Genomic DNA, 16025 nt, shown 5'->3' with positions numbered 1-16025 from the left:
TAATTCTGGGTGGAGCTCAGAGTGCGTTGAGTGGAATTTTCAGGTAACGCACGCCGTTGTCTTCAGGCTCGGGGAGCTGGCCGCTGCGCATGTTGATCTGCACTGACGGCAAAATCAGCACCGGCATGTCGAGGGTGGCATCGCGGGCTTCGCGCATGGCAACAAAGCTGTCCTCGCTGATGCCTTCGCGCACATGAATATTGTTGGCGCGCTGCTCCGCCACGCTGGTCATGTAGCGCAGCTCGCGGCCACCGGGCAGGTAGTCATGGCACATGAACAACCGGGTATCAGCGGGGAGGGCAAGGATGCGCTGGATCGAGCGATACAAGGTGCGGGCGCTGGCGCCTGGGAAATCGCAACGGGCCGTGCCGTAGTCCGGCATGAACAAGGTGTCGCCGACAAAGGCGATGCTGTGCTCACCGACTTCCACCACGTAGGTCATGCACGCTGGAGTGTGCCCCGGCGTGTGCAGGGCACGGGCCTGCAAGTTGCCGATGGTGAAGGGCTGTTCATCCTCGAACAGCACATCGAACTGGCTGCCATCGCGGGCAAAGCCACTGTCGGCATTGAATAGGGCGCCGAAGACTTTCTGCACCTGGGTGATCTGGCTGCCGATTGCGATTTGGCCACCAAGGGCCTGCTTGAGGTAGGCCGCCGCCGACAAGTGATCAGCATGCACATGGGTTTCCAGAATCCACTGCACCTTGCCACCCAGCTCGTTGACCCTAGTGACCAACTGATCTGCCGATGCGCTGTTGGTGCGTCCTGATTTGGGATCGTAGTCGAGCACGCTGTCGATCAGTGCACAGTGGCCGCTGCCACGGTCCATCACCAGATAGCTGATGGTTGAAGTCACACTGTCGAACAGCGCTTCCACATACAAATTGCCGCCGATGATCATTACCGCTCTCCAGATGGTTCCTTGTGCCCAGGCATCGAGCCTTGTGCGCATTGGTCAGGCTTTTATCAAGATGCGTGCCATCGACCCTGCAGCGAATTCCTGCCCTGAAATGCCGTGTTTACTGACTGCGAAACGCTGCCCCTGCCTAAAACTGCCGCACTGTCTGTCAGACCATGGCAGTCCCTGGCAGTTTTTGGCAGTCCTCTCGCCTTCAGTTAAGCTGCTCAGGTGCTTCCCCTGGTGCCTTATGTCTTATTCTTCGCCAAATATTCCCGAACCCGCCATCCAGGCGCTGGTGTCCTACCTCGAACACGACGCGCAACCCACCATCGTGCTCGACACCGACTACAACATCCTCGCTGCGAACGCGGCCTACCAACGCCAGTTCGGGGTAGAAGGACAGCCACCGCTCGGTGGTAAATGTCATCGGGTTTCCCACCACTACGCGGTGCCCTGCGATCAGGCCGGTGAATTGTGTCCGATGCGCAAGGCCTGGGACAGCCGCACCCCCGAGCGGGTGCTGCATGTTCATCACACACCACGCGGACCTGAACACGTTGATGTTGAGCTGCGCCCGATTCTGGATCAGCAGGGTGAAGTGGTGGCCTTTGTCGAGCGCCTTACCAGCATCGCAGTGGCGTCAGCCCAACCACAACAGCAAGGCTTGGTAGGACGCTCTGCAGCGTTCAAAGAGTCGTTGTCCGGACTGCAACGAGCAGCGCCAGCACAGATCCCGGTGCTACTACAGGGTGAGTCGGGCACTGGGAAAGAACTCTTCGCCCGTGCCTTACACCTGGGTAGCCCTCGCGCCAATGGCCCGCTTGTAGTCGTCGACTGCACAGGGCTAACGGAGTCGCTGTTCGAGAGTGAGCTGTTCGGTTACGAGAAAGGCGCCTTCACCGGGGCACTGCAACGCAAGATCGGCCTCGCCGAAGCCGCCCACGGCGGTACCTTGTTTCTCGATGAGATCGGCGAAGTCCCACTGGCGATGCAGGTGAAACTGCTACGCCTGATCGAGTCGGGCAGCTTTCGCCCCGTCGGCAGCCTGCGTACTGTCCACTCAGATTTCCGCTTGGTCTCAGCCACGCATAAACCCCTCAAGGAAATGGTCGCGGCAGGCACCTTTCGTGAAGACCTCTATTACCGCATCAGCGGCTTCCCGATTCGCTTACCGTCTCTGCGCGAGCGGGTCGATGATTTGCCGCTGCTGATCGACAGCTTGTTGCAACGGTTGGCCGGAAAGTCAGCCCCCAAGGTCGATCGTGAAGTACTGACACTGCTCGGGCTGCACAGCTTTCCCGGCAACATCCGCGAGCTGCGCAACATCCTTGAGCGAGCCCGATTGTTCGCCGACGACGGCGTCATCCGTGCCGAGCATCTGCCTGCAGAACTGAGAAATGGGGCAGGGGAGTCATCGGCTTCCGGGCGGCGGCGCAACAGGGATAACCTCGGACAGTTGGCCCAGGCTCTGCAGAACTTCGACGGTCCGCGCAGTGCACTGGCACAGCACCTTGGCATGAGTGAGCGAACGCTTTATCGCCGCCTACGCGAACTGGGGCTTTGATCCCACAGATGACCCGGGAGCTCCGTCAATAGGTTCCACGTGAAACATAGGCGGGAACTGATCGCAGTCAGCCGGCAAGGCATTTTTTCTTCTACGCTGATACTGCTCACTCGCGGCGCAGGGTCTTCCGAGCGTTGCTTGCTGAGTCGGTGGCCCATTGGGTGTCAGGGTGCCGACGTTCGATCCTGACATTTCTCCCAGAGGAGCATCGTCATGTTTGCCTGCTTTTACCGGGCGATTCTGCTCACCGTCGCCCTGCTCGCGCTCTCGGGTTGTTCCGATGAAGATGCGCAATCCAAGAAAGCGGCCCCGCCGCCCCCAGCCGCCACAACCGAAGCCCCAGCCGCACCGGCTGCACCCGCTCCAGCGCCGGCTCCAGCTGCGCCTGCAGCGCCAAGTGAGGCGGTGTTCAGCGCCGAGCAGCTTGATCAGATGATGGCGCCCTTGGCGTTGTATCCGGACGCTTTGCTGGCGCAGGTGCTGATGGCCACCACCTATCCGGGCAATGTTGCCGACGCGGTGGCCTGGTCCAAGGCACACCCGAAGGTCAGCGGTGATGCCGCCGTCAAACAGGTCGCCGACCAACCTTGGGACCCAAGCGTGCAGTCGTTGGTGGCCTTTCCGCAGGTGCTCGATACGCTTGGCCAGGATCCGGCCTGGGTGCAGCGCGTGGGTGATGCGTTTCTCGCCCAACCCGACGCGGTGATGAATTCAGTGCAGCGCTTGCGCGCAAAAGCCAAAGCTGCGGGTAACCTGGAATCCAATGATAAGCAGACCGTCATCGTGCAGCCGGCAAGCGCCCCCGCAGCCAATACCACCACGGTGGTACAAGCGCCTGCGCCAGCACAAACCATCGTGATCCAGCCGACCAACCCGCAGGTCGTCTACGTGCCGAGCTACAACCCGCAAGTGGCGTACGGCAGTTGGCCCTATCCGTCCTCGCCACCTGCGTATTACCCGCCGTCACCGGGCTATGCCATCGGCACGGCGTTGGCCACCGGCCTGGCTTTCGGTGCTGGCGTGGCGATCGTCAACTCGCTGTGGGGGGATTGCGACTGGGATGATCATGACGTCGATATCAATGTAAATCGCTACAACAATATCAACGACAATCGCAGGATCAATGCCAACCAGAACACCTGGCGCCACAACCCGGTGTATCGCGACGGCGTACCGTACCGCGACCAGGCCAGCCGCGCCCAATTCGATCGACGCCTGCCCGGTAGCGAACAGCGCACTGCATACCGCGGCGACACCCCGGACCGTGTCGCAGAACGCGCGCGCGCCCGTGAAAGCCTGACGCAGCGGGGCATCGAATCACCGGCAAGCAGCAACCTCGAAGCGCGCCAACGTGTGCAAAGTGCCGACCGTGAGCGCGCCCAGCAAACCCTGCAGAAGCACGGCATTGAGCAGTCCGGCGGCGGCGCACGTGAGCGTGCCCAGGTTGCCGAGCGCCAATTGAAAAATGACGGTCAGGTGCGCCAGCGTGCTCAGGTATCCCAGCAAAGTCGCCAGCATCAGCCGTCGGTGCGCAACCAGCAAGCACGCCAACAAGTCCGCCAGCAACATGCCAGCATTCAGGCACCGCGCAACAATGCGTTGGCCGGTGTACGCAATCCTTCGCAGTCCCGCATCGCGAGCAACCGTGGCCAGGTCAGTCACCAGAGCATCAACCGACCTTCTGCGGCGCGAACGGGCCACCAGGTGCAACGACCCGTGCGGGCGCAATCCGGCGGTGGCGCCCGTCGTCGTTGAGAGGAGAGTCAGTCATGAATACTGCAAGTCGATTTGTGCTGGTTCTGCTCCTGCTCTGGACGTCCGGCAGCTACGCGCAAAAACACTTTCCAACCCCGGAGGCTGCCAGCGAAGCGCTGGTGCAGGCGCTCAGTAACGAGAAAGCCGATGAGCAACAATTGGCCAACCTGCTCGGCAAAGACTGGAGAAGTTACATCCCCAGCAAAAGCGTTGACCGTGCAGACGTCAAAGCCTTCCTTTCCCTCTACAAGGAAAAACATCAGATTCAGTCCGATAACCCGAAGCTGGCACATCTGGTCGTCGGCAACACGCCCTGGGTATTCCCGATGCCCATCAAGCAGGTTGCTGGCGGTTGGACATTCGACACCAAAGCCGGCGCTGCGGAAATCCGCCTGCGCCGGATCGGACGCAACGAACTGGCGACCATTCAATCAGTGCGTGCCTACCACGACGCGCAGATGGATTACGCCGAGGTTGATCGTAATGGCGATGGTGTCCTCGAATACGCGCAAAAATTCATCAGTAGCGACGGGCAGTTCGACGGTCTGTACTGGCCTGAGAAGGAGGGCATCGAGGAAAGCCCACTCGGGCCACTGTTTGGCGATGCCGCAGTGGGTGATGACTGGCACGGCTATCACTACCGCATCCTCACCGCCCAAGGCCCCTCGGCACCCGGCGGCGCCTATGACTACAAAATCGGCGGCCACATGACTCGCGGCTTTGCCGTAATCGCCTGGCCGACGAAGTATGGGGACACTGGCGTGATGAGTTTCATGATCAGCCACGACGGCGAACTGTTCGAGAAAGACCTCGGCCCAGATAGCACCAAACAAGCAGCTGCCATTAAGCGTTTCGACCCCGACAGCAGTTGGAACGAAGTGAAAGAAGAGTAGGAGCGGGCTTGCCCCGCGATTGCGGTGTGTCAGCCACACCGTATCGCGGGGCAAGCCCGCTCCTACAATGAAAAAGCCCGCGTTAGCGGGCTTTTTTATGGGTGACGCCTAGAGTCGCTGATGTGGGGTCACCAGATAGATGATTCGAAGGCCCTAACAAAACGGGGGGGAAGTCATCTTTTCTGCGAGTCCTTAACTGGGAGTTCTCACAATATTGGGTTCCACGTGGAACAAACAGATGGAGCCATTGTGAGGATCGAAAACGATCTTTCGCTGCTGACCAGTTTCGATTTTGGGAACGATCAACGGGCAAGAAGCCCCCTGCGTCAGGCAGGGGATTGGTGACAGAGGGGATTTACCACTTATAGGAAAGTTCGGCGACTACGCTGCGTTCTTCGCCCAGGTTGCACGCTTGGTAGAAGAAGCATGTGGCGACGTAGTACTTGTTGGTCAGGTTATTGACGTTGATGGAGGCTTGGGCCCCACGCAGGCTCGGGTCGAGATTGCCAAGCTCGTAACGCACGGCGGCGTCATACAGGGTGTAGGACGGTACCTTGAAGGTGTTCATGCTGTCGCCAAAGGTCCAGCCGGTGTAGCGCACGCCAAGACCGACGCTCAGGCCCTGCAGCGGGTCGAACGGGATGGCGTAGTCAGCCCACAGCGAGGCCAGTTTGGCAGGAACCTTGTATGGGCGCTTGTCTTCGTTGCCGTCGTTGCTCTTGGTCACTTTTACGTCGCTGTAGGACAGCGATCCGATCAGTTTCAGGTCGTCCATCACGGTGGTGATGGCTTCCAGCTCTATCCCTTTCGAGCGAATCTCGCCGGTCTGGATGCTGTTGAACAGGTCGTTCGGATCGGTAGTGACCGTGTTTTGTTTGGTCAGGTCGTACGCCGACAAGGTGATCTGGGTATCCGTGCCTGGCGGTTGGTAGCGCACGCCCACTTCATACTGCTTGGCGGTTTCTGGCTCGAAAGGCTTGCTGCCACGGGCTGGGCCGGTGGAGCCGACGACCGGGTTGAACGACTCGCTGTAGCTGACGTACGGCGCAAAGCCACTGTCGAACAGGTAAACCAGGCCTGCACGGCCAGTGAAGTCATGCCAGTCCTGATCGGCCGTTTCGCTGTCGGTGAAGCGATTTTCGGTGCGGATGCGTGCGCGATCCTCGCGGCCGCCCACGGTCAGCACCCAGCGATCCCATTTGAGCTGATCCTGAAAGTAGTAGCCAATCTGGGTGGTGCGCTGCAGGTTGTTGACCCAACTGGTGTTAACCGAGGTGTCAACCGGGCTCCCGTAGGACGGATCGAACACGTTGATCGGTGTGGCACGGCCCCAGCGCTCGTTTCGCACCGACTTGCTCCAGCTGTAATCGATACCAAACAGCGCGGTGTGAGCAATCGGGCCTGTATCGAAGCTGGCCTGCAACTGGTTGTCCAGTGCCAAGTGGCTGCCGTAGGCGTGGCGGATCTGCCACTCGCGGTTGATTGAGGCGCCGGGAACCCCGTCGGGGCCGGTGATCAGACCGGTCGCACTGGCACCGAAGGAACGTGCCAGATAATTCTCCTGATTGTCGAAATCGGCCCAGCGCACATTCTGGCGCACGGCCCAGGTATCGTTGAACTCATGGCTGAACTCGTAGCCAAGCGAGGTGCTTTCAACTTCCTCGAAGTCGAAGTCCGGCTCGCCGACGAAGCGGCCCATGGGTACCTTGCCGTAGGGGCTGGAGCCGTTGACGGCGGCCCAGGGAATGGTGGTTGGGGCCAGACCCTTGTTCTTCTGGTACGACGCCAATACGGTCAGGTGGGTCTGGTCGCCGGGGCGCCAGGTGAAGCTGGGTGCGATGTAACCGCGATCGTCATCGGTGTGGTCGTACAGGCCATCGGCCTCACGGCCTAAGCCGACCAGGCGGTACATCAGGGTCTTTTCGTCGTTCAGCGCGCCGCTCACGTCGAACTTGGCCTGGCGACGGTGGCCATTACCCACGGAAACACCGATCTCGCCACGGTCATAGTCGGTGGGGCGCTTGGAAATCGAGTTGATCATGCCGCCCGGCTCCGCCTGGCCGTAGAGGACAGAGCTCGGGCCCTTGAGCACTTCGATGCGCTCGATGCCGTACGGCTCTTCGCTGAACATGCCGAAGAAGCCCAGTGGTCGCAGACGCAGACCATCGCGGTATGTGAGCGAGATGGCATAGCCACGCAGGAAGATGTTGTCGGCGGCGTTGCTGGCGCCGCCGCCGTCGGAGCGAACACCCGAGGTGTAGCGCAGCGCCTGGTCAAGGCGCTGTACACCCATATCCTCCATTTGCTCGCGGGTCACCACCGAGATGGCCTGGGGGGCTTCCAGCATTGAAGTGTCTGTCTTGGTTCCCGTGGCGGTTCGGCGGGCAATGTAGCCGTCTACCGGACCCCAGGCGCTTTCAAAGTTCGCCGGAGCGGAAACGGTGCTGGGGGCGAGAGTGAGCGCATCACCAACGGGTTGAAGACTGTAGTTGCCGCCTGCACTTGGCACCACTTGCAAGCCACTGCCCATGAGCAAATGCGCGAACCCCTGCTCCACGCTGTAGTTGCCCTGCAGACCCTGACTGCTCATGCCATTAGTCAACGCGGCATCGAACGACAGCACGACACCCGCCTCGTTGGCGAAACGGCTGAGCACCGAGCCCAGGGTGCCAGCAGCGATGGCGTAGGCCTTTACCGCCTCTTCAGCATGGACCTTGCTGGCGTCGCTCAACAGCGGCTGGATAAAGCCAGCGTGCAGGGCCAGGGTGGTGCCGAGGATGGCGATGGCCAGAGGCTTTCTTGTGTGCTGGTGGATATGCGACATGAGGGCTCCTTCAAATGCCGGTAAGGCGGTTTGCAGGAGAGGTCGAGCGAGATTGGAAAACCGACAATCGATAATGAAAAATATTTTCACTTGCGCGCTTTGATGCTCACCCAGTAGCGGGTACGGGTTTCGATGCGCACCGGCAGCGCCTGGGCGATGACGGTCAAGGCGCGGTCGGTATCGTCCAGCGGGTAGGCGCCGGCCAGACGCAGGCCGGCGATCTCATCGGCACACGTGATAACACCAGGACGGTAGCGCTGCAATTCGGCCAGGGTGCGATCCAGGCGCCAGTCATCGATCACCAGGCGCCCTTGGCTCCAGGCGCTCAGATTGGTATCGATAGGGTGCGGGGCGGCCAATGCGCCAGCGGCGAAGTCGAGCCCCATGCCGCTCTCGACACGGACTTCTTCACGGCCCGGGGCGTTACGCACGGCAACGGCATGCTCCAGCACACTGAGTGAGGTGCGATCTTCATACTGACGCACGTTAAAACGCGTGCCCAACGAGCGCATCTCGCCATGGGCGCTGCGCACCTTGAACGGGCGCGAGTCCTTGGCCGTCTCGATGAGGATTTCACCGGCACGCAGGATGATCAGCCGCTGTTCGGCGTCGAAACGGATATCCACCGCGCTGGCGGTATTGAGGGTCAGCCGGGTGCCGTCCGGCAGGGTCAGGCTGCGTCGCTCGCCGGTGGCGGTGCGTTGATCGGCAAGCCAGATCGGCGTCTGCCGATAGCCCGTCCAGGCCAGGCCGGAAACGCCCAGGCCGAGTACTAGCCCCTTGAGTAGCGTGCGCCGAGTCGCCTGCACGCTCCCGCCCATGGCGCGACGCGCCAACGGCCCCGGCAAACCGTGGAGTTCAGCCTGTAGGTTTTCCAGGCGCTGCCAGGCCCATTGGTGCAAAGCGTTCTGTTGGTGCCAGAGCTGCCATTGCTGCTGGGTGCTCCGGCAATCCGGCGCGGCGCCGAGGCGCGCGTGCCATTGGGCCGCATCACGCAGCGCCAGGCGCTGTTCGGCGGGATTGTTCATCCTTCGGCATCCAGGGCGAACAGCAGGCACTGTTCGGTGGCCTTGGCCATGTACTTGGTCACCGAACTGACGGAAACATCCAGACGCCGGGCGATCTCGGCATAGCTCAGGCCTTCCAGTTGCGCGAACAGAAACGCCTGGCGCACCTTGAGGCCGAGGCCATCGAGCATGGCGTCGAGTTGCAGCAGGGTTTCCAGCATCAGCAGGCGCTTTTCCGGCGAGCACACCTGCAGTTCCGGCTCCTGCGCCAGGGCCTCCAGATAGGCCTGCTCCAGGCTACGCCGACGCAGATGATCGACCATCACCCGCTTGGCCACGGTCGCCAGAAAGCTGCGCGGCTCGCGCAATGGACAAGCCACGGTGGAGGCGATCAGGCGGACGAAGGTGTCATGAGAAATGTCCTCCGCACGCTGCCGATCACCCAAGCGTTTGCGCAGCCAGCCTTGCAGCCAGCCGGCGTGATCGCGATAGAGGCAGTGCATTTCATCGTGCAGCGAGGCGCGGGACACCCGGATCTTCCTTTTACAAAAAAACGATGCGGATAAGAATTAATCGCGATTGTATTCGGATGGCCAAGGTGATGGCAATTGCGCCGTGGTACTGTGCCGACGCAGAGGTTTGTGGGGACGCGTTCCCACGCTCCGCGTCACTAATGTCCGGGGAAAACTACTCATAGCTGAAGGCTTCCCATGGCAATCCTGCATTGAGTTTGGTTGCACCTTCGCTCACCTGCTTTGACGCAAAAAGCCCGCTTTCGCGGGCTTCGTGGTAACTGGGTCACGGTGGGAGTCAGAGGCGGCCGGTCATCTTTATGACAATCCGGTCACCTTTTCTGCACCCCTACAAGCGGATCAGAAGTCCAGGTTAGACACCGCCAGCGCGTTGCTCTCAATGAACTCACGACGTGGCTCAACCGCATCGCCCATCAAGGTATTGAAGATCTGATCGGCAGCGATCGCGTCTTCAATGGTGACCTTAAGCATACGGCGCACGGTTGGGTCCATGGTGGTTTCCCACAGCTGATCAGGGTTCATTTCACCCAGACCTTTATAGCGCTGGATGGTGTGACGCTTGGTGCTTTCGGTCATCAACCAGTCGAGGGCTTCCTTGAACTCAGTGACAGCCTTCTTGCGCTCACCACGTTGCACGTAGGCACCTTCGCCGAGCAGAGTGCTCAGTTGTGCGCCCAGGGCGGTGACGGTGCGGTAGTCGTTACTGCCGAAGAAGTCACGGTTGAAGGTGACGTAGCTGGCCAGGCCATGGGAGGTGATTTCCACTTCCGGCAGCCAGACATTACGCTCTTTGTCTTCACGCAGGCTGGCCTTGTACAGCAGGCCCGACTTCTCGCTGATGCGCAGACGCTCTTCGAACTTGCCCAACCACTGCTGCATGGCAGCATGGTCGCCCAACTGCTCCAGAGAAACCGGTGGCAGGTAGACGAAGTGCTCGGTCAGCTCTTGAGGGTACAGACGCGACAGACGCTTGAGGGTCTTCATCACTGTACGGAATTCGTTAACCAAGCGCTCCAGCTCAACGCCGGAAACAGGCGGTGCCGATTCGTCCAGGTGCAGGCTGGCATCTTCCAACGCCGACTGGGTCATGTACTCTTCCATGGCCTCGTCGTCTTTGATGTACTGCTCTTGCTTACCTTTCTTGACCTTGTACAGCGGCGGCTGAGCGATGTAGATGTAGCCACGCTCGACCAGCTCTGGCAACTGACGGAAGAAGAAGGTCAGCAGCAGGGTACGGATGTGCGAACCGTCAACGTCAGCATCGGTCATGATGATGATGTTGTGATAACGCAGCTTGTCGATGTTGTACTCTTCGCGACCGATACCACAGCCCAGCGCGGTGATCAGGGTGCCCACTTCCTGGGACGAGATCATCTTGTCGAAACGTGCTTTCTCGACGTTGAGGATCTTACCCTTGAGCGGCAGGATGGCCTGGGTCTTACGGTTACGACCTTGCTTGGCCGAACCACCTGCGGAGTCACCCTCCACCAGGTACAGTTCAGAGAGGGCAGGGTCTTTCTCTTGGCAGTCGGCCAGTTTGCCTGGCAGGCCGGCGATATCCAGCGCACCTTTACGACGGGTCATTTCCCGCGCTTTACGTGCAGCTTCACGGGCGCGCGCAGCGTCGATCATTTTGCCGACAACGGCTTTGGCTTCGTTCGGGTTTTCCAGCAGGAAGTCGGAGAAGTACTTGCCCATCTCCTGTTCCACGGCGGTTTTCACTTCCGAGGAAACCAGTTTGTCTTTGGTCTGCGAGCTGAACTTAGGATCCGGTACCTTGACCGAAATAATCGCGGTCAGACCTTCACGGGCATCGTCACCGGTGGTCGCAACCTTGTTCTTCTTGGCCAGACCTTCCTGCTCAATGTAGTTGTTCAGGTTCCGGGTCAATGCCGAACGGAAACCGACCAGGTGGGTACCACCGTCGCGCTGCGGGATGTTGTTGGTGAAGCACAACAGGTTCTCGTTGAAGCTGTCGTTCCACTGCAGGGCGATTTCCACGCCCACGCCGTCTTCACGCTGAACGCTGAAGTGGAACACCTGGTTGACCGGGGTCTTGTTGGTGTTCAGGAACTCAACGAACGCACGCAGACCGCCCTCGTACTTGAAGTACTCTTCTTTGCCCGAGCGCTCGTCCTTCAGCAGGATGCCGACGCCCGAGTTAAGGAAAGACAGTTCACGAATCCGCTTGGCCAGAATGTCCCAGCTGAAGTGGATGTTCTTGAAGGTTTCGGCCGACGGTTTGAAATGGATTTGGGTACCCGTGGTTTCACTGTCACCCACGATGGCCATCGGCGCTTTGGGAACGCCATGAACGTAAGTCTGTTCCCAGATCTTGCCGCTGCGGCGAACGGTCAGGATCAGTTCTTCGGACAGGGCGTTAACCACAGACACACCTACACCGTGGAGACCACCGGATACTTTGTAGGAGTTGTCGTCAAACTTACCGCCAGCGTGCAGAACGGTCATGATGACCTCGGCGGCAGATACGCCTTCCTCTTTGTGCACGTCGACAGGAATGCCGCGACCGTTGTCGCGAACGCTGATGGATTCGTCCGGGTGAATGATTACGGTAATGTCATCACAGTGGCCGGCGAGTGCTTCGTCGATCGAGTTATCGAGCACCTCGAACACCATGTGGTGCAGGCCGCTACCATCATCGGTGTCGCCAATGTACATACCGGGACGCTTGCGCACGGCATCTAGCCCTTTCAGCACCTTAATGCTGGAGGAGTCGTACGTTTGATTTTCGCTCATGCCTTCACTCCCGATGGTCGTGGGTCTGGGTGATACGGCCCTGTTCCACGTGGAACAAAGCAACTGGCGTTTCCGTCTGCCAGCCTTCCCTCAATAATTCGTGATCTACACAGGTGATAAACACCTGGCAGCGTAAGTCTTCCAGCAAGCGACACAGTGCGCGGCGATGCTGCTCGTCCAACTCGGACGGCAAGTCATCCACCAGATAAATACATTGGCCGCGTCGAGCCTGGCTAACCAGGTGCCCCTGAGCGATACGCAATGCGCAGACCACAAGCTTCTGCTGGCCTCGAGACAAGATATCGGCCGCGTTATGTGCACCGAGTCTCAGGCGTAAATCAGCACGTTGAGGTCCGGCCTGGGTATGGCCCATGTGCTGATCTCGTTGCAAGGAAGAGGCGAGTACTTCACTGAGTTCTCTATCCTTATCCCAGCCTCGGTAATAGCTCAGGGTTAGCCCTTCAAGCTCGACCAAATCGCTCAGGGTTCGCTCAAAGACTGGCTTCAAGGCCTTGATGTAATTTCGGCGGTATTCATCTATTTCAGCGCTGGCCAGGCACAGTTCCCGGTCCCAGGCCGCTTGCGAAACAGCGTCAAGTGTACCATGCCGCAACCATGAGTTCCGCTGCCGCAAAGCCTTCTGCAGGCGTTGCCAGGTAGCCATGAAGCGCGGTTCCACGTGGAACACGCCCCAATCGAGGAACTGACGGCGAATTTTCGGGGCGCCTTCAAGCAGGCGAAAGCTGTCCGGGTTGATCAACTGCAGCGGCAGAATCTCTGCCAGTTGCGCAGCACTGCGAGCATTCTGCCCGTCGATGCGGATGGTGAACTCACCTTGCCGATCCCGCGATATCCCCAGGTTACTGCTGCCACCTTCACTCAGTTCGACCTGACCGAATACGGTACACGCCAGTTGCTCATACTGAATGACCGGTGTCAGGCGGGTACTGCGGAAGGAGCGAGCCAGCCCCAACAGGTGCACGGCTTCCAGCACACTGGTTTTGCCGCTGCCGTTGGCGCCGTACAGGATATTGATGCGGGGAGAGGGAGAGAAGGTCACCGGGTGCAGGTTACGCACCGCGGTGACTGAAACGCGACTGAGGGACATCTAGCGTCTGCTGAACACGTTACAGGCGCATCGGCATGACAACATAAGCGGAGTCGTCGTTGTCAGCTTCCTGCAGCAGCGCACTGCTGTTGGAATCCGACAGAATCAGACGAACTTGCTCAGTGGTCATAACGCCCAGCACGTCGAGCAAATAGCTGACGTTGAAGCCGATTTCCAGCGAGCTACCGTTGTAGTCGACGCTGATTTCTTCTTCCGCTTCTTCCTGCTCCGGGTTGTTTGCCTGGATTTTCAGCTGAGCATTGGCCAGCTGCAGACGAATACCGCGGTACTTCTCGTTGGACAGAATCGCCGTACGGCTGAACGCTTCGCGCAGTGCCTGACGATCACCGACTACCAGCTTGTCACCACCTTTAGGCAGCACGCGCTCGTAGTCCGGGAACTTGCCATCGACCAGCTTCGAGGTGAAGGTGAATTCACCGGTAGTGGCGCGGATGTGGTGTTGTCCCAGCACGATGCTGACCATGCCATCAGGCTCGGTCAACAGACGCGCCAGCTCAAGGATGCCCTTGCGCGGCACGATGACCTGGTGACGGTCGGCCTGACCAATGTCGGCACTCATCGAGCACATGGCCAGACGGTGACCGTCGGTAGCCACGGCACGCAGGGTGTTGCTGGAGACTTCCAGCAGCATACCGTTGAGGTAGTAACGCACATCTTGCTGGGCCATGGCGAAGCTGGTGCGCTCGATCAGGCGGCGCAGACGGCTTTGCTCAAGGTTGCAGGTCAGCGAGCCCGGGCCTTCTTCAACGGTCGGGAAGTCGTTGGCCGGCAGGGTCGACAGGGTGAAACGGCTACGCCCAGCCTTGACGACGATCTTTTGCTCATCGAGCTTGATGTCGATCAGCGCGTCGTTTGGCAAGCTTTTGCAGATATCCATCAGCTTGCGTGCAGGTACGGTGATCTCGCCCGGCTCGGCAGGCTCTTCCAGTTGAACACGGCCAACCAGTTCCACTTCCAGGTCAGTACCGGTCAGTGAAAGCTGCTGACCCTGAACAACCAGCATTACGTTGGACAATACCGGCAAGGTCTGGCGGCGCTCGACGACGCCTGCGACCAGTTGCAGGGGTTTCAACAGGGCTTCGCGTTGAATGGTGAAATGCATGGTCTAGTCCCTTGCCTTAATAAGCTGCGCTGACGCCAATCACGTCGTCAGAGTCCGCAGCAGGTTCTTGTAGTCCTCGCGGATATCCGCGTCGGATTCCTTGAGCTCGTTGATCTTGCGGCACGCATGCAACACCGTGGTGTGATCGCGGCCGCCAAACACATCGCCGATTTCCGGCAGGCTGTGGTTGGTCAGTTCCTTGGACAGTGCCATGGCTACCTGACGTGGCCGAGCGACCGAACGTGAGCGGCGCTTGGACAACAGATCAGAGATCTTGATCTTGTAGTACTCGGCAACGGTGCGCTGAATGTTATCCACACTCACCAGCTTGTCCTGCAGTGCCAGAAGATCCTTGAGCGATTCGCGAATCAGCTCGATGGTGATGTCACGGCCCATGAAGTGCGAATGGGCGATTACACGCTTCAATGCGCCTTCAAGTTCACGGACGTTGGAGCGAATACGTTGGGCAATAAAGAAGGCGGCATCATGGGGCAGCTCTACTTTAGCCTGGTCGGCCTTCTTCATCAGAATCGCGACGCGGGTTTCCAGTTCCGGTGGCTCGACCGCAACGGTCAGGCCCCAGCCAAAGCGCGACTTCAGCCGTTCTTCCAGGCCTTCGATCTCTTTCGGATAGCGGTCGCTGGTCAGAATGACTTGCTGGCCGCCTTCGAGCAGGGCGTTGAAGGTGTGGAAAAACTCTTCCTGGGAACGCTCTTTGCGGGCGAAGAATTGAATGTCATCGATCAGCAGCGCATCCACCGAACGGTAGAAGCGCTTGAACTCGTTGATGGCATTGAGCTGCAACGCCTTGACCATGTCGGCAACGAAACGCTCCGAATGCAGGTAGACCACTTTGGCATTCGGGTTCTTCTTGAGCAGGTGGTTACCCACAGCATGCATCAAGTGCGTTTTACCAAGGCCTACACCGCCATAAAGGAACAGCGGGTTGTAACCATGCTTAGGGTTGTCGGCAACCTGCCAGGCAGCAGCTCGCGCCAGCTGGTTGGACTTACCTTCGACAAAGTTTTCGAACGTGAAGGTGCGGTTCAGGTAGCTGGTGTGCTTGAGCGCACCTTCAACCTGAACAGTACGCTGTTCGGTACGGCCACTCGGTGCTGGAGCAGTATTGGACTCCCCCATGGCGTCAAAGCTGTCACGCGAAGGCGCTTGCTCTGGTTCCGCTGCGACCGGAGCCACCGCGGCAGTCGGTGCAGCAACGGGCTCATTGACCACCGCCGCTTGTGCAGCCTGTGCTTGCGACGCTGCCACCGCAGCAGCCAACGGCGCATTGGGCGCAGCACGGGGTGCCGAACTACGGCGGCTACCTATTAATAAGGAAAGGGCAGGCGCAATGCCGTTGCCGTGCTCACCCAACAGTTCGAGCAGTCGGCTCAGGTACTTTTCATTAACCCAATCAAGCACGAAACGGTTAGGCGCGTAGACGCGCAACTCGTCGCCTTCGGCTTCGACCTGTAGCGGACGGATCCAGGTGTTGAATTGCTGGGCAGGCAGTTCATCGCGCAGAAGCTCCACGCACTGCTGCCAAAGTTCCACTGACAC

11 protein-coding genes are annotated in these 16025 nt (G+C 59.5%); 3 read left to right on the top strand and 8 right to left on the bottom strand.

Annotated features, from left to right (window positions below; all coding sequences use genetic code 11):
- Window positions 1–16: 16 nt before the first annotated feature.
- Entirely contained in the window at window positions 17–901 is an 885-nt protein-coding gene (locus ACP6KB_RS00055; RefSeq protein ID WP_442111087.1) for an MBL fold metallo-hydrolase, read from the bottom strand.
- Between the two features lie 268 nt (window positions 902–1169).
- Here ACP6KB_RS00055 and ACP6KB_RS00050 point away from each other — a divergent pair, with 268 nt between their 5' ends.
- The 3 genes from ACP6KB_RS00050 to ACP6KB_RS00040 all read left to right on the top strand — a co-directional run bounded on the left by ACP6KB_RS00050 (window position 1170) and on the right by ACP6KB_RS00040 (window position 5113).
- The gene (locus tag ACP6KB_RS00050; protein ID WP_442114396.1) at window positions 1170–2465 is read left to right on the top strand and encodes a sigma-54 interaction domain-containing protein; all 1296 of its coding nucleotides are present in this window, start codon (window positions 1170–1172) and stop codon (window positions 2463–2465) included.
- 213 nt (window positions 2466–2678) lie between these two features.
- On the top strand, window positions 2679–4220 hold the full coding sequence (locus tag ACP6KB_RS00045) for a DUF3300 domain-containing protein (RefSeq protein WP_442111085.1): 1542 nt from the start codon (window positions 2679–2681) through the stop codon (window positions 4218–4220).
- A 14-nt stretch (window positions 4221–4234) separates the two neighbouring features.
- Complete coding sequence (locus tag ACP6KB_RS00040; protein WP_442111083.1) at window positions 4235–5113, top strand: DUF2950 domain-containing protein; 879 nt, start codon at window positions 4235–4237, stop codon at window positions 5111–5113.
- A gap of 355 nt (window positions 5114–5468) precedes the next feature.
- On the opposite strand, the gene ACP6KB_RS00035 is transcribed toward ACP6KB_RS00040, so the two are convergent.
- From ACP6KB_RS00035 to dnaA, 7 genes are all read right to left on the bottom strand, one after another.
- Window positions 5469–7937: a TonB-dependent siderophore receptor gene (locus ACP6KB_RS00035; RefSeq protein ID WP_442111081.1), complete on the bottom strand. Its 2469-nt coding sequence runs from the start codon at window positions 7935–7937 to the stop codon at window positions 5469–5471.
- 86 nt (window positions 7938–8023) lie between these two features.
- Window positions 8024–8965: a FecR domain-containing protein gene (locus ACP6KB_RS00030; RefSeq protein WP_442111079.1), complete on the bottom strand. Its 942-nt coding sequence runs from the start codon at window positions 8963–8965 to the stop codon at window positions 8024–8026.
- Window positions 8962–9447 (bottom strand): sigma-70 family RNA polymerase sigma factor, encoded by a 486-nt coding sequence (locus ACP6KB_RS00025; protein ID WP_442114395.1) that lies wholly within the window; start codon window positions 9445–9447, stop codon window positions 8962–8964. Before ACP6KB_RS00025 ends, ACP6KB_RS00030 begins: the two co-directional genes overlap by 4 nt.
- A 369-nt stretch (window positions 9448–9816) precedes the next feature.
- Entirely contained in the window at window positions 9817–12234 is a 2418-nt protein-coding gene (gene gyrB / locus ACP6KB_RS00020) for a DNA topoisomerase (ATP-hydrolyzing) subunit B (RefSeq protein ID WP_442111077.1), read from the bottom strand.
- 4 nt (window positions 12235–12238) lie between these two features.
- Window positions 12239–13342 (bottom strand): DNA replication/repair protein RecF, encoded by a 1104-nt coding sequence (gene recF, locus ACP6KB_RS00015; protein WP_157190617.1) that lies wholly within the window; start codon window positions 13340–13342, stop codon window positions 12239–12241.
- Between the two features lie 19 nt (window positions 13343–13361).
- Window positions 13362–14465 (bottom strand): DNA polymerase III subunit beta, encoded by a 1104-nt coding sequence (gene dnaN, locus ACP6KB_RS00010; protein ID WP_442111075.1) that lies wholly within the window; start codon window positions 14463–14465, stop codon window positions 13362–13364.
- 39 nt (window positions 14466–14504) lie between these two features.
- The gene (gene dnaA / locus ACP6KB_RS00005) at window positions 14505–16025 is read right to left on the bottom strand and encodes a chromosomal replication initiator protein DnaA (RefSeq protein WP_442111073.1); all 1521 of its coding nucleotides are present in this window, start codon (window positions 16023–16025) and stop codon (window positions 14505–14507) included.

The sequence above is a fragment of the Pseudomonas sp. NUPR-001 genome (assembly GCF_052147955.1).
In the GTDB taxonomy this organism is placed as follows: Bacteria; Pseudomonadota; Gammaproteobacteria; order Pseudomonadales; family Pseudomonadaceae; genus Aquipseudomonas.
Note: the sequence above shows the minus strand (reverse complement) of the source record. Positions and strands in the feature narration are given on the sequence as shown.